We start from the raw sequence: 20,360 nt of genomic DNA, 5'->3' as shown, positions 1-20,360 counted from the left end.
CAATTTTAACAAAAATTAATCTAAATGTTAATCAAAAAAATATATTTTCTTGTTGCATTGTTTTTTGCAACACAATTGGTGATGGCCCAATATAAATTAAGTGGAAAAATCACTGATTTTGATACTCAAGAGCCTGTAAAAAATGCTTCTGTTTATCTGGTAGACCTTAAAACCAGTACCGTTTCAGACCAAAATGGTAATTATTTTTTCCAAAATCTAAAATCTGGAAAATATTTCGTAGAAATTACTAGTGATAACTATACTTCATTATTGGTTTCAATAGAAGTAAACCAAGAAGCTGTTTCTGATTTCTCTCTTCAAAAATCGGCCAAAGAAATAGATGAGGTGGTGGTAACAGCCGTAACAAGAGCTTCGGAACTGAAAAAGATTCCAGTAGTCATTAAATCTGTAGATAAAAATATCATCAACCAAAACTCATCCACCAATTTAATTGATGGGTTAAAAAATATTCCAGGAGTCAATCAAATTACCTCTGGAGCGGCGATTTCTAAACCAGTAATCAGAGGTTTAGGATATAACAGAGTCATCACTTTGGTAGATGGAATTAAGCAAGAAGGTCAACAATGGGGAGGCGAACACGGAATAGAAATTGATGAATTTTCCGTGGGGAAAGTAGAAATTGTAAAAGGTCCGGGAAGTTTAATGTATGGTTCAGACGGAATTGCGGGGGTACTGAATTTTATTTCTCCAAAAGTGGCTGCAAATGGTAAAATCGAAAATCAATTGATTACCAATTATCAGACGAATAACAATTTAATTGCGACTTCTTTTTCGAATAAAGGAAACAAAAAGGGCTTCGTTTGGGAAGGGAGATTCACCAACAAATTGGCAGGAAATTATGAAAACAAGTATGACGGAAAAGTACTGAACTCTGGTTTCAAAGAATTTGACGGCAACTTAATGCTAGGAATCAATAAAAACTGGGGGCATTCTTATTTCAATGTGAGTTCATATAATACCACTTTGAATATTGTAGAAGGAGAAAGAGATGCTGATGGAAAATTCACGTTCATCAATAGCAATGGCGATGATGTTACCGCTACTGATGAAGATTATAAAGGATATAAAGTAGGATTTCCGCACCAAGAAATTAATCATTTGAGATTAACTTCAAACAATTATTTTTTATTGAAAAACGGAACCATTAATGCTGATTTTGCCTTTCAAAACAATAAAAGAAAAGAATTTGCAGACGCAACTAATCCTGATGAAAAAGAATTGTTCTTCGATTTAAATACCTTCAACTATAACGTAAGATATAACTTGAAAGAAACCAATAATTGGGAAACTTCTTTCGGAATTGGAGGTATGCAGCAATCGAATACCAACAAAGGAGTAGAAGCGCTCATTCCTGATTATCAATTTTTCGATGCAGGAGCGTTTGTTTTTACACAAAAAACTTTTAACAAAAATCTAACTTTAGCGGGAGGATTGAGATTTGACAATAGAAATGTAGATGCTCAAGAAATGTTGGAAGATGCTGAAGTGAAATTTGCTAAATTTAATAAAAATTACAGCGGAATCTCTGGTAGTTTAGGCTTGTCTTACCAATTAGACAAGCAATCTACTTTTAAATTAAATCTTTCTAGAGGTTTCAGAGCGCCGAATATTGCAGAACTTTCTTCTAACGGAATTCACGAAGGAACTTTCAGATACGAAATTGGTGACATCAACCTGAAATCCGAAATCAGTCACCAGATTGATGCGGCTTATTTCTTGAATTCAGACCACATTAGTTTTGAGTTTACGCCGTTTGTAAACTTCATTTCTAATTATATTTATACTGAAAAAATGCAAGATGCAAACGGAAATGATGTGATTGTAGACCCAAATGATCCAGTTCCTGCATTTAAATTTACCCAAGGAAACGCTCAGCTTTTCGGTGGAGAGATTTTCTTAGATTTTCACCCGCATCCATTTGATTGGTTGCATGTAGAAAACTCATTTTCTTATGTAAGAGCTACGCAGAACAATCGTCCAGAAAACGAAAAGTTCTTGCCATTTATTCCAGCACCAAAATATCGTGGAGAAATTAAAACTAATTTCGAGAAGGTGAATAATACTTTTTCTGATTTTTATGCTAAATTTTCGGTAGACCATTATTTCAAACAAAATGATATTTACAGTGCTTTTGATACCGAAACAGCTACTCCTAGTTACACACTTTTGAGTGTTGGAATTGGTGCAGACGTTAAAGCTTTTGGCAAAAAAGACTTTTTCAATATTTTTATTAGCGGAGAAAATTTAACAGATGTAGCGTATCAAAACCATTTGAGCAGATTAAAATATGCTCCTGAAAATCCAACAACAGGCAGAATAGGTGTTTACAATATGGGAAGAAATTTCAGTGTGAAACTGATGATGAATTTCTAAAAATCTAAGAAAATTACTTTCTTGAGATTATAAAATTCACTGTAAAGCGAATTGACTTTTTATAAGGAAAATTTACCTATAAAAAATGCTTTCTGTTTTCATAAAAAAACACTATTTTTGCAACTCAAAATTTTTAACAAGATGAATGTTACAAGAACCAATCATGACGAAGTAAGTGCTTTGCTTACAGTAACTTTAAATAAATCTGATTACAAAGATAAAGTTGAAAAACAACTGATCAATTATGCTAAAAATGCTACTGTTCCTGGTTTCAGAAAAGGAAAAGTTCCATTGAGCATGGTTAGAAAACAATTTGAAGCAGGTATTGCTTTTGAAGAAATTAACAAACAAATTTCTGAAGTATTGAACAACTATGTAAACGAAAGTAATTTAAGATTAGTTGGTCAGCCAGTTCCAGTTCCTATGAACGAACTAGATTACAATGCAGAAGAAGTTTCTGTAGGTTTCGAAGTTGGTTTTGAACCAGATTTTAATATTGATTTATCTTCTTACGAAGCTCCTCACTACAAAGTAGAAGCTACTGATAAAGAAATCAACCAAAGCATCGAAAACATGCAAAAAAGATTTGCAGACAAAGATGCTCAAGATAAAGCAACTAAAGATTCTTATGTAGCACTTTCTATTGCACAAGTAGTAGAAGCTGATGCAGAGGGAGAGCACAATCATCCACCGAAAAATGTAGTAGTTTCTGCGGAGCAAAAAGAAGCTTTCGGTTTGGTAAAATCTCACAAAGTAGGTGATGTAGTGAAGTTAACTAAAACTCAGTTAACTGAAAACGAAACATTGGCTAAAGATTTAAATTACAACGAGCATGAACTAGGTCACATTCATCACGAAGATTTAGAAGCTACAGTTACAGAAATCTATAAATTAAACTTAGCACCACTAGATCAAGAATTATTTGATAAAGTATATGGTGAAGGAAACATCAATTCTGAAGAAGAACTAAAAACAAGAGTAAAAACTGAATTAGACGAATATTTCCAACAAAATGCTGATATTCACTTTGTGAATAAAGTATTAGAAAGCGTTTCTGAAAAGACAGATGTTCATTTACCAGAAGCATTCTTAGTAAAATGGTTACTATTCTCTAATCCAAACATTACTTCTGAAGAACAAGCTAAAGAAATTTTAGAAGCAGAAAAAACTATCATCAAAAATCAAATCATCGAAGGAAAATTATTCCAAGATTATGATGTAAAAGTAGATTATGCAGATGTTTTAGGTCAGGCAGAAGTATTAGTTAACAATCAGTTAGCAATGTATGGAATTCATAATCTTCCGCAAGAAGAAGTGCAGAAATATGCTGTAGAAATGCTAAAACAAGAAGAGCAAGTAAGACAGATTTCTCAAGAAGTTGCTATGGGTAAACTGAAAGATGTTATCCTAGAAAAAGCAAAGAAAAAAGAAACTAAAATTACACACGAGAAATTTTTAGCAGAATTACAAAAGTAATTTTCTAGATATTTCATAAAAATATAAATCCGTCTCGAATTTCGAGACGGATTTTTTTAATATTTAAAATAAAAATTTATTTTCCTACGAATTAAATTCGCGTTCCCACTCTTCTGCAGCTTCGCAGAGGGTTTTGTAAAAATCTTCTCCGTATTTTCTAATCAGTGGCGTTTTTAGAAATTTATACACAGGAACATGCAGTTCTTTTCCAAGAGTACAAGCGTCACTACATACATCCCACTCATGATAATTGAGAGCGGTAAATGTTCTATACTCCGTTACTCTAATAGGATAGAGATGACAAGAAATGGGTTTTTGCCAATCTACTATACCATCTTCATATGCTTTTTCTATGCCACATTTTATAATGCCTTTTTCATCAAAAATTACATAAGCACATTCTCCACCATTTACGAGTGGCGTTACCAAATCTCCATCAATATCGGTAACGTGTGTTCCTTGCTCTTCGATGGCAGCAATTCCTTCTGGCCTTAAATAACTTTTAATTTTAGGGTAAATTCTTTCCAGAATTTCAGTTTCGTTTTTATCAAGCGGAGCCCCCGCATCTCCTTCTACACAGCAGATACCTTTACATTTGCTAAGGTTGCATACAAATTCTTCAGAAAAAATATCTTCAGAAATTAATTTATCATCTATTTGAATCATATTCTAATTAGTTCATCTATATCTATATAGGTAGTAAGTTTAAAAAGTAATAAAGTGAGTATAAGTATCCATAAACCTAATTCTTTCATCCAATATTTTTTTAAAAATCTCAATGCTCTGGAAAGAATAATTACATTTGGTAAAACAAGTAGAAGTAAATACTCGTAATTTTTGCCCATGTAGAGAAATACCGTCACCAATTGTGCCAAGAAAAACAAGAGCATAAAAGTATACTTAAATTTACTAGACGGACTTTTTTTATTAAAATTGGCAAAGTGGTCCATTATTGCATATAAAACATATAAAGCCACAGGCAAAAGAAAATATAATGGGTAATAATCTTGCATCAGAGAGGTTTCTACATATGGAATGTAGTTCTCGTCAAAATCATGATAACCAATTAAATACATTACACCAAAATAAGTCCCGAAAACCAAAATTTTCCCAAAGAAAAGTCTAAAAAGATTAAGAGAAATATGGTCTGAAGTAGAAATAAGGTGAATCAATACAAAAATAAACATAGGCCACGTTGTAGGCAGAAATAAGAAATTAACTGCCAAAATCGCTCCGATGATTAGGTATGAATTTTTTCTTACTTCATCTTGATTGCTGGTCAATAAAACCATTATAAAGGAGTTGGTAAACAGTGACATTGCAATTCCTATATCTAAACTTCCCGGATATAATGCAAATACAAAAAATGTATACAGAAAAAGAGGAAGATGAGTATTGTAATTCAGGCCAATAGCATTGAAAAGAAAATATCCTAATGCAAATCCACAAAACGTAATAATGCTAGAAAAAACGCCTAACGTTTTGAAATCCAATATATTAAATGTTATTATCAAAAGAAATAAAAAAAATATATAGACAGGAATCGAAAAAATATTGCTTTCTTTTGATAGTAATCTGAACATTTTTATTAATTTTGTGCAAAGTTAATTTAAAATAAGAAAAAAATGACGTCTTTTTGGTTATTCTTAAGTGATTTGTTCAAATGGTCTTTCGGATTCTATGATTTCGCTGGAAACGTGTTGAACTGGATTCTTTTTATTGTAGCTAGTACTTTATTTTGCTATTGGTGTTATGTTTTAGTAACTACATTAGGGAACAATAAAGATAAAGAATATTATTCGCCTACAGAAGGTAAATTCCCATATTACAACCCAGAATTACACACTAAAGAAGATTAATCAGATTTCTTAACAATATAAAATCCCGAAATTCTAGAATTTCGGGATTTTTTTATTTTCTTTTTGTTAAAATTATTTGTGGCAAGGTACTACCAAAACCGGAATAGGAGATTTTTTAGTAATATCCTTCGTAAGACTACCTACAAAAACATCATATATTCCGCTTCTTCCATGACTGCCCATTACAATATAATTGGCTTTTTTGTCTTTAGCATAGTCTAAAATAATTTCAGCAGCGATGCCTTGTTTCAGCAAATGCTCACAAGCTACTCCTTTTGCTTCTATTCTTTTCTCTATTTCATTTAACTCTGCGAGTTCTTCAGAAATTTCAGATTTTTCTATCTCTGGGAAATATTGAAATCCCATATCTCCAATAGCAAAACCAATATCTGCTGGAGCTACGTGTATTAAATAAATTTTTCCGGCTATTTCTTTCGCAAAATCTATAGCACCTGCTACTAGAACATCTGTAGTGTCAGAAAAATCGATTGGTAAAATAATGTTTTTCATGGCGTGCTTTTAAAACACTACTAAATTACAATTTTTAAATTGGAAATAAAAGCTTTTGGACATGATTTATTATTGTACACGAAGATGATAAACCTTTTCGCCTTCTAAAAACATTTCTAGTTCATCATTTTCTGACACCTTTCCTACACCTTTTGGAGTTCCTGTGAAAATTAAATCTCCTACTCTTAAAGTGAAGTACTGAGAAACAAAAGCAATAATATCATCTGGTGAAAACATCATCAGATTGGTATTGCCATCTTGCACGATTTCTTTATTTTTTTGAAGTTGAAATTTCAAATTACTCAAATCAAAATTCTCTTTTGGGAAAAAATCAGAAACTACAGCGCTTCCGTCAAAACCTTTTGCGAGTTCCCAAGGCAAACCTTTTCCTTTGAGCTGAGACTGTAAATCTCTAGCCGTAAAATCTATTCCAAGCGCAATTTCGTCATAATGTTTAGGTGCATTTTCTTTTTGGATATATTTTCCTCCTTTAGAAATTTTTAGCACCACTTCTAATTCATAATGCACATCATCAGAAAATTCTGGAATGTAAAAATCACTACCTTTTTTCAATACAGCAGTGTCAGGTTTCATGAAAATAACTGGATTTTCGGGAATTTCGTTTCCTAATTCTTTCGCGTGTTCTGCGTAATTTCTTCCTATGCAAATGATTTTCATAATATATCTTTTGAAAATTTTAAATAGTTAATGCTTAAATTCATTTCCGCAGTAATAACAAATGTATTTACTGCTCGGAACTTTTACTGGGAATCCTAATAATAGCCAACTTACCCCAAAAATCCCATCTGGTTTTTCATATTGATAAATATGGTTAGAACCACATTTAGGACAAGTAAAATCATACTCAGGATTTTCAATTGTATGTTCTACTTCTAAGGCAACTTCTTCATTTTCTACAAAATTCTGTAAAATTTCTTTGGCTTTTTCTACTTGGTCTTCGAAAACCTGAAGTTGTAAACCTCCAATGGCTTGAGAAAGCAACCAATCTGATTGTATAGTCTGTTCATTTGCAATAAAACTTTCAATCCCGTTTTCTGCCAAAATTTGTTTGTCTCTATTGGCTTCAATAGAGCTTTCGTAGTATTTTATGCGAATGAGTTTAGACATTTTATTTAATTAGAATTTACTTCTCAATTGAATCTTAGTCAAGACCTTCTTGGTGTAAAGTGGGAAATCAGCATTCTGAATCCAACCGAAATATCCTACATCTTTCGTGAAGACATCTTTCACTTTTTGACCTTTGTATTTTCCGAAAGTGAAAATTTCTTCATTTTTATCATCGAAGGCGATAAATCCTGCCAAATCTGCAAATTTATTATGGAAAGAAAACTCACTCAGAGCAGCAATATCATTCGGTAAATCTTCATATTTTTCGATTTGAGCATCCAGAACTTCGAAGGTTGCCAATGTATCTGCTTCCGCAGAATGTGCATTTTCTAGAGATTTTCCGCAATAAAATTGGTACGCAGCACTTAGATTTCTAGGTTCCATTTTGTGGAAAATGGTTTGTGCATCTACAGGTTTGTGTTTAGATAAATCAAAATCATAGCCAGCTCTCAACAATTCTTCTGCCAAAAGTGGAATATCAAATCTATTCGAATTAAAACCTCCTAAATCAGAATCCTTAATCATATCGATGATTTTCGGAGCCAATTCTTTAAAAGTAGGAGAATCTTTTACATCTTCATCAGAAATTCCGTGAACAGCAGTAGCTTCTGCAGGAATAGGCATTTCAGGATTTACGTACCAAGTTTTGCTTTCTCTAGAAGCATCTGGAAAAACTTTTAAAATGCAGATTTCTACAATTCTGTCTTTAGAAATGTTGATTCCGGTAGTTTCTAAATCAAAGATACAGAGCGGTTTATGGAGTTTTAGATTCATTTTTTTAAGTATGAGTTATCAATTATGAGTGATGAGTTTTAAAAGTTATAGTTAGGTTATAACTTCTAATTCATAACTCAAAACTATTTAAGTTGTTTTTGAAAAATTAGAGAAACGATTATATAAAAAACGATAACCATCGGGATTCCTGCCAATCCTAAAATAGAAATCAGTAGAATTCCGCCCAAAAGTAAGATAAGTTTTGGGTAATTATCTTTCAGTTTCATCGATTTAAATTTAAGCGCAATCATTTTGATGGGACTGATAAGTAACCAACAGCTTGCTGCAATGAGTCCTACCAAAAACATAGGATTTTCAAACGTTCGCCAGAACATTCCTGTTTCTTGAAACGCGTAATACATTCCGAAAAGTAAAACGGTATTACTGGGTGTGTTGAGTCCTTTGAAATAATAGCTTTGCTCTTCATCTAAATTAAAAATAGCCAATCTGAGACATGAAAATAAAGCCACGAAAAGTCCCAAATATTTTAGCTGAAATGGAAGTTCAAAATCCATAAACTGATTGCCGAAACCTTCTAGTGCTTTAAACATCGTTACACCAGGCAAAAGTCCGAAACTTACCATGTCTGCTAGAGAATCTAATTGTGCGCCAAGATTAGAATTGGCTTTAAGCGCTCTGGCAACAAATCCGTCTAAAAAGTCTAAAACCAAAGAAATGATGATACAAAGTGCGGCAACTTTATAATTTCCGTCTACTAAATTGATAACACCGATGCTTCCAGAAAATAAATTCCCGAGAGTGAAAGCATTGGCTAGATTATTTTTTATAAAATTCATGGCGTTTCAGCAAGTTTCAAATTTAACTTTCTTATTTGAAATATCACTCCAAAAAGTGAAAAAAATGCAGTAATCATTGTAAAAAGTAAAGAGGCAGAAACCGAAATCTCTGGCTGAAAACTAAACCATTTAGACGCTTGTAAAAAGAGCATTTCTCTCACTCCAATTCCTGCAAAAGAAATTAAACTGAGCACCGAACTTGCCAAAAATACTACTGAGTAAATGGTGAAATTGTTTGTAACGTCTAAACTTTTCAATAAAAATATAAAACTGATGACTTGTAAAATTTGGACTAAAAATGAGTAAGAGAAAGCTTTAAAAAAAACTGTGGTATAGATAGAAAAAAGCTTTTTAGTCAAAAAATAAGTAAAGAAAAATCCTGTCACTAAAAGCACAAATAAGATGGGGAAGAATTTGGCTTCCAGTAAATTGAAGGAAAATACTAAAATCAATACTAAAATCAATACGCAAATCGCCAAAAGTCCGCTTAATCGGTCATTAAAAAGCGATGAGGTAATTTTTTTGGCACTCCAACCGAAATTTTTATTCAAAAGATAGACTTTGTAAGCGTCTCCACCAATTCCACCTGGAATAAAAAAATTATAGAACATTCCCAAAAAATAGAGTTCTAAATTGCTTCTGAAACTCAAATGGAAATCATTGGCTTTAAAATAGAGTTCAAGTCTTTTGGTAGAAATGATTTGAGATGCCAAAAATAGAATTGCAGCCATCAAGAGATAAAAAACATTCGTTTTTGCCCATAAAACAGTTACTTCCCGAAAAGGAATTTTCTGAAAAACAAAATACAACAAAGCAACGCTAATTAAAATTTTAGCAAAGTTGATGAGTAGTTTTTTAAGATTGACTTTCTCCAAATGTTGTGATATTTCTTATATTAAAAGGTCTTTTTTCCTGAGATTCGTAGTAGGTTTTCATGAGCATATCTACAATGATTCCTGTGGTAAAAAACTGAATGCCAATGAAAATAAGTAACACGCCAAGGATTAATAAAGGTCTTCCGCCAATATCATTTCCTAAAATTTTGAGAGCCAATAAATAAATATTAACTAAAACTCCTAGTGTAAAGGTAATTAAACCGATGTTCCCGAAAAGATAAATGGGTTTAGAAAGGTATTTTTTATTGAACAAAACTAAAAGCAAGTCATTAATGACCTTGAAAGTTCTGTTCATTCCGTATTTAGAAACGCCGTGTTGTCTTGGGTGGTGTTTTACGGGAATTTCTGTGATTTTAGCACCATTTAAATGCGCCATTAAACTGATGAATCTGTGATTTTCTCCATAGAGATTCAGTTCTTTTGCAGTTTCATTGGTGAAAACTTTCAGCGCACAACCTTGGTCAGAAATATTGAGTTTTGTTGATTTTTTGATGATGAAATTCGCAATTTTTGAAGGAATAGTTCTGATGGAAGAATCTTTTCTTTTCTGACGTTTTCCTACCACCAAATCATAATTTCCGTTTTCTAAAAGTTCTACCATTGCTGGGATGTCTGAAGGATCATTTTGCAAATCTCCATCAAGTGTAATTATATAATCACCAGTTGCATAATCGAAACCAGCCATCATTGCAGAACTTTGTCCGTAATTTTTTTTGAGCTCAATCAACACTACATTTGGATGTTTTTTTTCTTTAATTTCTTGTATGGTTTTATCCGTAGAATTGTCATCTATTAAGATGAGTTCGTAGTGATATCCATTCATAGCATCAGAAATTCTATCGATTAAAATTCCTGCGTTTCCTTCTTCGTTATACATAGGAATAACGAGAGAGTAGAATTTATTTTTATCCATTGTAGCGCTTGATTTGTTACCTTTGCAAAGCAAATTTTTGCAAAAATACTAAAAAACCTGATTTTTATAATGAATCAAAATCAATTACTTTCTAGAAATCAAATCTTTTTTCTTTTTGTAGGCTTTGTTTTGGTGTACTTAGTAGGACTTTTTATTCCATTGATGGAAAATGATTCTGCTCAACATGCTACAATGGCGATGAGAATGGCCAATTCTGGCAATTTTCTAGAAATTTATAAAGGTGATAATCCTTATTTAGATAAACCGCATTTGCATTTTTGGCTCGCAGCTTTATCGATGAAAATTTTTGGCATTAGTCACATTGCTTATAGAATTCCGGCGGTTTTATGTTTGTTTTTAGCAGCTTTTTCTGTAAAAAAGATTGCTGACTTATTGTATAAAAACGAAAATCTAAGTTATACCGCCTCACTGATATTTTTAGCGTCACAAACGATTATACTTTCTGCACACGATGTAAGAACAGATGCTGTTTTGACGGGTTTTATAGCACTTTCTATTTGGCAATTTTTAGCTTTTATCAAAACACAAAAAATCATTAATGTATTTTTAGCAGGATTTTTTACAGCTTTAGCCTTTTCTTCAAAAGGATTGATGGCGATTGTGATTATAGGATTTTCTGTATTTTCTTATTTGCTGTATTCTAGAGAATGGTTGAAATTTTTTAATCTGAAAATTATTTTTGCTGCGCTCAGTTTTGGAGTGGGGACTTTACCGATTTTGTACGCATACTATCATCAGTTTGGAAACGAAGGTGTAGAATTTATTTTGTTTAATCAAAGTGTAAATCGTTTACAGGCCAAAGGTTTTGAGCAGAATAGTCCTGATTATTCTTTCTTTTTTCATACATTACTTTGGGCGTTTTTACCTTTTTCTGTAGCATTTTATACAGGTGTTTTCGAAAGAACTAAAAATTTGATTAAAGAAAGATTTAAAAAAATAGAAGGCGTAGAGTTTTTAACTTTAGGCGGGTTCTGGTTGGTGATGTTGGTATTTAGTTTTTCTAAATTTAAGTTGCCTCATTACTTAAACGGATTAATTCCCATTCTTTCGGTTTTTACCGCTTCTTATATTTTTGAAATTTTCGAAAAAAATCAATGGAAGAAAGCCAGAGGTTTTTGGGTGATTCAGTTGATGGTTATTTCGGTAAGTTTAGTAGGCGTTTTATTGCTCACGTATTATTTTACAGGAATTCATGAAGTGGTTTTATTTATGGTAGGTTTGTTTTTTGTGGGAACTTTACTGCTTTATATTTTCAAAAAAGAAAATATAGTAAGAAGATGGGTTTTAGTCTCTTTGCTTTTTGCAATTACCATTAATATTTTTCTCAATTCGCAGTTTTATCCTGTTTTGACGCAATACCAAGGTGGTTTAAAAATGGCAAATTATTTTGAGAAAAATCACCTTTCAACCCGAAATCTTTTCATGCCGAAAGATTATGAAATCTGGTCTTTTGATTTTTATTCAAAACAAAACACGCCAAGAAAAGAAGTTTCTCTTCTGAAAAAAGGTGATAGAGTGCTGGTCTATGAAAATGATTTACGAAGTATTACGCAACCGTATAAAATTCTCCATCAGGAAACACATTTTAAAATTACTAGGCTTTCTCTTAAATTTCTGAATCCTAAAACCAGAAATGAAAAGTTTAAAAATTTATATTTAATAGAGATATTAAACTAGTGTTTAATTTTCTGAAATTTGGCACCTGCTTTGTTATTAATATGATAAGAATAATAATAAATTTGTTGTTTAACAAAAAATATTTACTTTTAACAAAAATTTAAAATTAGAAACATGAAAAAATTAGCATTCGCATTTTTAGCTTTGTTCTTCAGTGTTCTTTCATATGCTCAGATAGAAGGTAAGTGGAAAACAATTGATGACGAAACAGGGAAGCCTAAATCTATCGTAGAGATTTTTAAAAAATCAGACGGTAAATATTATGGTAAAATTGTACAATTATTACAAAAGCCAGAAAATAACAACTGTGTAAAATGTACAGATGATAGAAAAAACAAGCCATTAATTGGTTTAGAAATCATCAGAGGTTTATCAAAAGATGGTTCAGAATTTACTGATGGAACGATTACAGATCCTAAAAAAGGTAAAACTTACAATTGTACGGTTACCAGAAATGGGGATAAACTAAATGTAAGAGGATTTATAGGAATCTCATTAATCGGTAGAAACCAAACTTGGCACAAAGCAGATTAATCTAAATCTAGAGATATTAACATGTGAGACACATCCTAAAAGATGTGTCTTTTTTATTTGTTGACGAAAGTAATAATTGATACATAATAATTTGATAAAAATTCCTTAAATTTGCAACTCAACAAATTAATCAAAATGAAAGAAGTACAATTTCGTGAGGCTATCTGTGAAGCAATGAGCGAAGAAATGCGTAAAGACGAATCGATATATCTCATTGGCGAAGAAGTAGCAGAATATAACGGAGCTTACAAAGCTTCAAAAGGAATGTTAGCAGAATTTGGTCCAAAAAGAGTAATAGATGCTCCCATTGCAGAACTTGGTTTTGCAGGGATTTCTGTAGGAGCTGCGATGAACGGAAATAGACCTATAGTAGAATTTATGACTTTTAACTTCTCTATGGTTGCTATTGACCAAATTATTTCTAATGCAGCGAAAATGTATCAAATGAGTGGTGGACAGTGGAATGTGCCAATCGTTTTTAGAGGACCTACTGCTTCTGCAGGTCAGTTAGGAGCTACACACTCTCAAGCTTTTGAAAGCTGGTATGCAAACTGCCCTGGTCTTAAAGTAATTGTTCCTTCTAATCCATATGATGCAAAAGGATTATTAAAATCTGCAATTAGAGATAATGACCCTGTAATTTTCATGGAATCTGAACAGATGTACGGAGATAAAATGGAAATTCCTGAAGAAGAATACTATATCCCAATTGGTAAAGCTGATATCAAAAAAGAAGGTAAAGATGTAACTTTGGTTTCTTTTGGTAAAATCTTAAAATTAGCAATGCAAGCTGCAGCTGATTTAGAACAAGAAGGAATTTCTGTGGAAGTAGTAGATTTAAGAACAATTCGTCCGCTAGATTACGAAACAGTTCTTAATTCTGTGAAGAAGACCAATAGATTAGTAGTTCTAGAAGAAGCATGGCCATTTGGTTCTGTAGCTTCAGAAATTACTTACATGGTTCAGCAAAAAGCATTTGATTATTTAGATGCACCAATTAAGAGAATTACAACTCCAGATGCACCGGCTCCATACTCAGCAGCATTATTTGCAGAATGGTTCCCGAAATTAGAAAAAGTAAAACAAGAGATTAAAAACGTTTTATACGTAAAATCTTAAAACTTTAATCATATTTTATAAAAAGTGCAATCATTTTTGGTTGCGCTTTTTAATTTTAATGTAAAATTTTCTAATCAAAAACTATTTCCTCTAGAAATTAGATTAAATTTGCACTTATTTTTATACTTGAAAAATGTCAGACGTTTTATCTGGTGGTCACAATTTTGACACCAAAAAATTAACTTTCATAGGAGTTTTGGTTTCATTAGGAATCGTTTTCGGAGATATTGGTACATCACCGCTATATGTAATGAGTGCGATTATCAAATCTGGAAAAGAAGCCAAAATGATTTCTGAAGAATATATAGAAGGAGCACTTTCTTGTATTATTTGGACACTAACTCTACAAACTACCATCAAGTACGTTCTGATCTCACTTAGAGCAGATAACAAAGGTGAAGGTGGCATTCTGGCTTTGTTTTCTTTGGTAAAAAAAATGAAAACGAAATGGCTTTATCTGGTTGCAATAGTAGGAGCTTCGGCATTAATTGCAGATGGTGTAATCACACCTTCTCTTACAGTAATGGCTTCTATTGAAGGTCTTAAACAAATTAAAGGATTGGATCTAGGAATCAATTCTATTTTGGCAATGACGTCTGTAATTTTGGTGGTTATCTTCGTAGTTCAGCAATTTGGAACCAGCTTTATTGGGAAGTTTTTTGGTCCAGTTATGGTTGTTTGGTTCTTATTTTTAGGTGGATTCGGTGTTGTTAATTTGATGGAGCATCCAGAAATTGTAAAATCATTTAATCCTTACTATGCATATAAATTAATAGTAACTTCTCCCAGTGCTATTCTCATTTTAGGTGCTGTTTTTCTATGTACTACAGGGGCAGAAGCTTTATATTCAGATTTAGGACACTGTGGTTATAAAAATATCAGAGTGAGTTGGGTTTTTGTAAAAGCCATGTTGATTTTAAATTATTTAGGTCAAGGAGCTTGGTTGCTTCAGAACTACGGTATGGTTTTCACAGGTACGAATCCTTTCTTCGGTATGTTGCCTCATTACTTAATTATTCCAGCGGTAATATTGGCTACAGCAGCAGCTATTATCGCTTCTCAAGCATTAATTACAGGCTCGTTTACGATATTTTCCGAAGCTATGTCGCTTAATTTTTGGCCGTTCCAGCAAATTCAATATCCTTCTGGTTTAAAAGGTCAAATGTATATCCCTAGAATCAATTGGGGCTTACTTATTTTCTGCCTTATCATAGTATTTTATTTCAAGGAATCAGTACATATGGAAGCTGCTTATGGTTTATCTATTACAGTGACTATGATGATGACCAGCATCTTATTAATAGCTTGGTTATGGAGAAATAGAGTGAATAAGTTTTTAATTGCCATTTTTGCATTAGTTCATTTGTCTATAGAAATAGGATTTTTTAGTGCAAACATCATTAAATTCTTTGAAGGAGGTTGGATTACAGTATTCTTGGCAGGCTTCGTGGCAGTATGTATGTACGCTTGGTATAATGGTAGAATGATTAAACAGAATTTCATCAAGTTTGTAAAACTGAAAGATTATGTTTCTACCATCAAGGATATTAAACTAGATGAGTCTATTCCTAAATATGCTACCAATTTAGCATTTTTGAGTAGAGCGAAAAAAGAAGATGAGGTTGAATCTAAAATTATTTACTCAATCATGCGTTCTCAACCAAAAAGAGCAGACCATTATTTTATTCTAAATATCATTAACCAAGAAGATCCTTTTACCTATAGATATTCTATTGATGAGGTAATGCCAGGAACGGTATATAAAATTAATTTCCTTTTAGGATTTAAAATTGATAGAAAAATCAATGATTACTTTAATCAGGTGTTATTTGATATGATGAAAGAAGGTATTATTCCAGATAGAAGTAGTCACCCTTCTCTTAGAAATCACAATATTCCGCCAGATTTAAAATATGTGATTATTGACAATGTTTATATTAATGACTTCTTATTGACGGTAAAAGAAAAAATTACATTAAATATATATAATTTCGTGAAATATATTGGTAGTAGTGATTTCAAAGCGTACGGTTTGGCTCCACATAATGTTTTGGTAGAATCTGTGCCGCTTATCAATAACCCGATTAGAGAGAAAAAAATTATTTTAGAAGAATTTAAACGTTACGATTCTTAATATAAAATGAAAACCTCAAGCAATTGAGGTTTTTAGATTTTGTATCTCATTAAAATTTACCTTTTATTAGTTAAAAATTAATAAATTTGCTTTTCAATTAAAACAATGGAAGCTACTCAAAAAGAAAAAAATATAGGCGTAATAAAAGATGTTCTTAAGCAATATTTACAAGATAAAGCCTACAGAAACACTCCAGAAAGATATGCTATCTTAGAAGAGATTTATAATATGGATCATCACTTTAATGTAGATGATTTATATCTCATCATGATTAATAAAAAATATCATGTTTCTAAAGCAACCATCTATAATACTATAGAAATTTTTCTAGATGCAGGCTTGATTCGTAAACACCAGTTCGGCGAAAAGACACTTTCTTCATCTTCATACGAAAAGTCTTATTTTGATAAACAACATGACCATTTAGTGATTTACAAAGATGGTTCAGACAAAGAAATTGAAGAAATTATAGAATTTTGCGACCCTAGAATTCAGGGCATCAAACAATCCATCGAAGAAGCGTTTGGCGTGAAAATTGACAATCATTCATTATATTTTTACGGCCACAAAAAAAAATAATGAAAAAAATCCTTTTCGCAATCTTCATTTTTATTCACACTTTAGGTTTTTCGCAGATTGATAAACTCAATTCCAAAGAACCTTTAGTAAAAGAACCTTATTTCAAAAAAGAAACCAATGTAGCGGTTCAGCCCGGTCAAAAAGTACGTTTCATTCACTCAGATTTATTCGAAAGAAAACCAGACATGTACGGAGGAAATCCTTTCTTCACAGGAAATGTACAATTCGAGCATCAAGGTGCAATGTTGACGGCAGACCGAGTGATTTTCTACGAAAAAGAAAATTTCGCTAAAGCCATTGGAAACGTTTTGCTTGTTACTTCAGACGGAAACAGGATTACCTCAAACGAAATGGAGTATGATGGAAATACCCAACGAGGAATTTCCCGTGGAAAAGTTGTTCTCACTGATGCGAAACAAACCATTTCTACAGATGTTTTGTATTATGATAGAGTAAAAAATACAGCTTATTTCAATTCTGGCGGAACCATTAATGATGGCAGAAATACCATGTGGACTCAGTCTGCTACTTATTTCATTGATTCTAAAACCAATGAATTTACCAATAATTACACTATTGATAATGCCCAGTATAGAGTAGAAGGAAAAAATATCAAACATTATCAAAACACCAATATTGCAGAATTTTTCGGACCTACAACCATTATCAATAAAGAGAAACCTTCTAATTACGTTTACACGGAAAACGGTAAGTACCTCATGAACGAAAAACAGGTTTATCTCAACAAAAATTCTAGAATTTATTACAATGGTAAAATTCTGAAAGGAGATAAAATGTTTTTTAATCAACTCACAGGTTTTGGAAAGGCAGAAGGAAATGTAAGATTAGATGACCCGAAAGAAAATCGTTACATCATCGGTGGTTACGGAGAGATCTATGAAAAAATAGATTCGGCGATGATTACCCAAAAACCTTATGCGGTAAAAATTATGAATCAAGATACAGCTTACATCGCTACAGAAAGATTTTTAAGTTACCAAAAATTAGATTCTACCAATAAGAAAAAAAGTTTCCTTCGTGGATATAAAAAAGTAAGATTGTTCATGACCAAAGCCCAAGGTAGAGCAGATTCTTTGAGTTTTAATGAAACTGATGGGATTCTTCATCTAAACGTGAAACCTCTTTTCTGGAGTGGAGAAAAACAAATTTCTGGAGATAAAATAGAAGCATATTTCAACACAACGGAACAAAATATAGACTCTCTAAAAGTCATCGGAAATTCCTTTGCAATTTCTAAAGCAGATTCTCTTACATTGAAAGATGAGTTTAACCAAGTGAAAGGGAATTTAATGACTGTTTTTTATCAAAACAACGAAATTAAAATTGCCAAAGTAACAGGAAACGCTCAAGCCATTACCTATGCAGATTCTGAAGATGCACAGACGAAACAGTTAGACAGAATTGGCATTGCGCTTTCTACTTGCGGACAAATTGAAGCACTTTTTGAAGAAAGAAAAATTCAGATTATTTCATGTAATATTAGTGCTAATTCTGATATTTATCCTATGAGTATGATTGCTCCAGACAAAAGAAAATTCACCGATTTTAATTGGAATACCAAAGACCGACCACGAAAATGGGAAGATATTTTCCTTGATACACCTAATTACGAAGAAGTGAAATACGAAACAGATGATGCGCTGTTCCAAAAAGCGGAAGAACTTCGTAAAAAGGAAGAAGCCAAGAAAAAACCAAAAACTATCAAAAGAGATCGAAAACTATAAATAGAAAAGTCGGAATTCAAGTTCCGACTTTTTCTTTGAAATTTTTTTCAAAAACTTCCATCTTCCATCTTTTATCTTCTTTATCTTTGCAAAATGAAACAAGAGTTTTTTAAATATCAAGCGCAAACTACACCTTATGCAGCAGGTTTCGAAGTAGAAAAAGCAGAAGGAAGTTATATTTATGGTAAAGATGGTAGAGCTTATTTAGATTTTGTAGCGGGAGTTTCTGCCAATACTTTAGGGCATTCTCATCCTAAAGTGGTTAATGCAATTAAAGAACAGGCAGATAAATATCTTCATGTAATGGTTTATGGGGAATATGCTCAAGAAAAACCAGTAGAATTATGTCAACTTTTAGCTGCCGCTACTCCAGAACCTTTAGAAGTTACCTACTTGGTAAATTCTGGAGCAGAAGCCATTGATGGAGCATTGAAATTAGCGAAAAGATACACGGGAAGAGAAGAAATTATCTCCATGAAAAATTCTTATCATGGCAATACCCATGGCGCTTTGTCGGTTTCGGGAAATGAGTTTCACAAAAGAGAATTTCGTCCGCTGTTGCCTATGATTTCCTTCATAGAATTTAATAATGAAGAAGAATTTTCTAAAATTACTGAAAAAACAGCTTGTGTTATCGCCGAAACCATTCAAGGAGCTGCTGGTTTTTTGAAGCCTTCTCAAAATTATTTCAAAAATTTGAAAAAAAGATGTGAAGAAGTTGGGGCTTTATTAATCCTAGACGAAATACAGCCAGGTTTTGGGAGAACAGGTAAATTGTTTTCTTTCGAGCATTATGATATGGTTCCAGATATTCTCGTGATGGGAAAAGGCATGGGAGGTGGAGTTCCTGTTGGAGCTTTTATGAGTTCTGCAGAAATAATGAAATCTCTTCAGCATTCTCCTAAACTAGGACACATTACTACTTTTGGTGGCAATCCACTAATTGCAGCTGCTAGTTATGCTACTTTAAAAGAAGTTTTAGAAAGTGGTTTAATGAATGAAGTAGATGAAAAAGAGAAACTGTTCAGAGAATTATTGGTTCACCCTAAAATTAAAAAAGTAAACGGCAGAGGATTAATGCTCGCGGTAGAATTAGAATCACCAGGATATACATTAGACGTAGCGAAACGTTGTATGGAAAAAGGACTCATTGTTTTTTGGCAACTCTACCGAAACGAATTTATGAGGATTTCTCCACCTTTAACTATTAGTAAAGAAGAGATAAAAAAAGGTTGCGAAATTATTTTAGAAGCTTTAAATGACCATTAAATAAAATGAAGAGTTTTAAATATTTAAAACTCTTTTTTTTATGCGAAAATTCATATAAAAATTATAGATTTTATCGAAAAATAGTTGCAGATATATGAAATTAATTTATATATTGCGACACCAAAAATGGTGAAAATATGACGAAACATAAGGTACAGTTTGAATATACAATGCATTGTCTTTCAGAGATTTTGTATGAATATATGGCAACTGCAGAAGGCCTTTCAGAATGGTTTGCAGATGAAGCAGTAGAAAGAGGTGATGATTTTTATTTCAGTTGGAATGGTGGTCCCGCAGAAAAAGCGACATTAATCAGATATAAACCTGAATCTTTTGTACGTTTCCGTTGGGAAGAAGATGAAGGAACTAAATATTTCTTCGAAATGACTATTATAATTGATGAAATTACTAATGATCTTTCTCTTAATATCACAGATTTCTGCGAAAAAGGAGATGAAGAAGAAACCAGATTATATTGGGATAATCTCATCGAAAATTTACAAATCAAACTAGGCGCAGCTTAATCTTTCAACCC

At 32.3% G+C, this 20,360-nt stretch carries 20 protein-coding genes; 11 read left to right on the top strand and 9 right to left on the bottom strand.

Annotated elements, in window-relative coordinates; all coding sequences use genetic code 11:
- The first annotated feature begins 24 nt into the window (after nt 1–24).
- Together N7277_RS00910 and N7277_RS00905 are read left to right on the top strand one after the other, a co-directional pair.
- Nucleotides 25–2,394, top strand: a complete 2,370-nt coding sequence (locus N7277_RS00910) for a TonB-dependent receptor (RefSeq protein WP_274779911.1) — start codon at nt 25–27, stop codon at nt 2,392–2,394.
- Between the two features lie 141 nt (nt 2,395–2,535).
- Entirely contained in the window at nt 2,536–3,870 is a 1,335-nt protein-coding gene (locus N7277_RS00905) for a trigger factor (RefSeq protein WP_274779910.1), read from the top strand.
- An 84-nt stretch (nt 3,871–3,954) separates the two neighbouring features.
- On the opposite strand, the gene N7277_RS00900 is transcribed toward N7277_RS00905, so the two are convergent.
- The gene (locus N7277_RS00900) at nt 3,955–4,536 is read right to left on the bottom strand and encodes a DUF3109 family protein (protein WP_274779909.1); all 582 of its coding nucleotides are present in this window, start codon (nt 4,534–4,536) and stop codon (nt 3,955–3,957) included.
- On the bottom strand, nt 4,533–5,453 hold the full coding sequence (locus N7277_RS00895) for a DUF6427 family protein (protein WP_274779908.1): 921 nt from the start codon (nt 5,451–5,453) through the stop codon (nt 4,533–4,535). Before N7277_RS00895 ends, N7277_RS00900 begins: the two co-directional genes overlap by 4 nt.
- A gap of 42 nt (nt 5,454–5,495) precedes the next feature.
- Between N7277_RS00895 and N7277_RS00890 the strand changes: the two genes are divergently transcribed.
- Complete coding sequence (locus tag N7277_RS00890) at nt 5,496–5,729, top strand: DUF6341 family protein (protein ID WP_274779907.1); 234 nt, start codon at nt 5,496–5,498, stop codon at nt 5,727–5,729.
- Between the two features lie 72 nt (nt 5,730–5,801).
- Here the strand turns inward: N7277_RS00890 and N7277_RS00885 are convergent, their stop codons facing one another.
- From N7277_RS00885 to N7277_RS00855, 7 genes are all read right to left on the bottom strand, one after another.
- Nucleotides 5,802–6,239: a universal stress protein gene (locus N7277_RS00885; RefSeq protein WP_274779906.1), complete on the bottom strand. Its 438-nt coding sequence runs from the start codon at nt 6,237–6,239 to the stop codon at nt 5,802–5,804.
- A 69-nt stretch (nt 6,240–6,308) separates the two neighbouring features.
- Entirely contained in the window at nt 6,309–6,917 is a 609-nt protein-coding gene (locus N7277_RS00880) for a fumarylacetoacetate hydrolase family protein (protein ID WP_274779905.1), read from the bottom strand.
- Between the two features lie 27 nt (nt 6,918–6,944).
- On the bottom strand, nt 6,945–7,367 hold the full coding sequence (locus N7277_RS00875; RefSeq protein ID WP_274779904.1) for a putative signal transducing protein: 423 nt from the start codon (nt 7,365–7,367) through the stop codon (nt 6,945–6,947).
- A gap of 9 nt (nt 7,368–7,376) precedes the next feature.
- Complete coding sequence (locus N7277_RS00870) at nt 7,377–8,141, bottom strand: 3'-5' exonuclease (RefSeq protein ID WP_274779903.1); 765 nt, start codon at nt 8,139–8,141, stop codon at nt 7,377–7,379.
- A gap of 83 nt (nt 8,142–8,224) precedes the next feature.
- A complete protein-coding gene (locus N7277_RS00865; protein ID WP_274779902.1) occupies nt 8,225–8,938 on the bottom strand; it encodes a CDP-alcohol phosphatidyltransferase family protein in 714 nt (237 codons plus the stop codon).
- On the bottom strand, nt 8,935–9,813 hold the full coding sequence (locus N7277_RS00860) for a lysylphosphatidylglycerol synthase transmembrane domain-containing protein (protein ID WP_274779901.1): 879 nt from the start codon (nt 9,811–9,813) through the stop codon (nt 8,935–8,937). The genes N7277_RS00865 and N7277_RS00860 overlap by 4 nt, the downstream gene beginning before the upstream one ends.
- On the bottom strand, nt 9,794–10,747 hold the full coding sequence (locus tag N7277_RS00855; protein ID WP_274779900.1) for a glycosyltransferase family 2 protein: 954 nt from the start codon (nt 10,745–10,747) through the stop codon (nt 9,794–9,796). Before N7277_RS00855 ends, N7277_RS00860 begins: the two co-directional genes overlap by 20 nt.
- A 69-nt stretch (nt 10,748–10,816) precedes the next feature.
- On the opposite strand from N7277_RS00855, the gene N7277_RS00850 reads away from it, so the two are divergent.
- The 8 genes from N7277_RS00850 to N7277_RS00815 all read left to right on the top strand — a co-directional run bounded on the left by N7277_RS00850 (nt 10,817) and on the right by N7277_RS00815 (nt 20,349).
- The gene (locus N7277_RS00850) at nt 10,817–12,445 is read left to right on the top strand and encodes an ArnT family glycosyltransferase (RefSeq protein ID WP_274779899.1); all 1,629 of its coding nucleotides are present in this window, start codon (nt 10,817–10,819) and stop codon (nt 12,443–12,445) included.
- Nucleotides 12,446–12,559: 114 nt separating this feature from the next.
- On the top strand, nt 12,560–12,979 hold the full coding sequence (locus N7277_RS00845; protein WP_274779898.1) for a DUF2147 domain-containing protein: 420 nt from the start codon (nt 12,560–12,562) through the stop codon (nt 12,977–12,979).
- 135 nt (nt 12,980–13,114) lie between these two features.
- Nucleotides 13,115–14,098, top strand: a complete 984-nt coding sequence (locus N7277_RS00840; protein WP_446715114.1) for a pyruvate dehydrogenase complex E1 component subunit beta — start codon at nt 13,115–13,117, stop codon at nt 14,096–14,098.
- 133 nt (nt 14,099–14,231) lie between these two features.
- Nucleotides 14,232–16,232: a KUP/HAK/KT family potassium transporter gene (locus N7277_RS00835; protein WP_274779897.1), complete on the top strand. Its 2,001-nt coding sequence runs from the start codon at nt 14,232–14,234 to the stop codon at nt 16,230–16,232.
- A gap of 105 nt (nt 16,233–16,337) precedes the next feature.
- Nucleotides 16,338–16,811, top strand: a complete 474-nt coding sequence (locus tag N7277_RS00830) for a Fur family transcriptional regulator (RefSeq protein WP_069798615.1) — start codon at nt 16,338–16,340, stop codon at nt 16,809–16,811.
- A complete protein-coding gene (locus N7277_RS00825; RefSeq protein WP_274779896.1) occupies nt 16,811–18,556 on the top strand; it encodes an OstA-like protein in 1,746 nt (581 codons plus the stop codon). Before N7277_RS00830 ends, N7277_RS00825 begins: the two co-directional genes overlap by 1 nt.
- Before the next feature lie 93 nt (nt 18,557–18,649).
- Entirely contained in the window at nt 18,650–19,825 is a 1,176-nt protein-coding gene (locus N7277_RS00820) for an aspartate aminotransferase family protein (RefSeq protein ID WP_274779895.1), read from the top strand.
- Between the two features lie 137 nt (nt 19,826–19,962).
- On the top strand, nt 19,963–20,349 hold the full coding sequence (locus N7277_RS00815) for an START-like domain-containing protein (RefSeq protein WP_104794296.1): 387 nt from the start codon (nt 19,963–19,965) through the stop codon (nt 20,347–20,349).
- Nucleotides 20,350–20,360: the final 11 nt, after the last annotated feature.

The sequence above is a fragment of the Cloacibacterium sp. TD35 genome, assembly GCF_028864635.1.
Taxonomy (GTDB): domain Bacteria; phylum Bacteroidota; class Bacteroidia; order Flavobacteriales; family Weeksellaceae; genus Cloacibacterium.
Note: the sequence above shows the minus strand (reverse complement) of the source record. Positions and strands in the feature narration are given on the sequence as shown.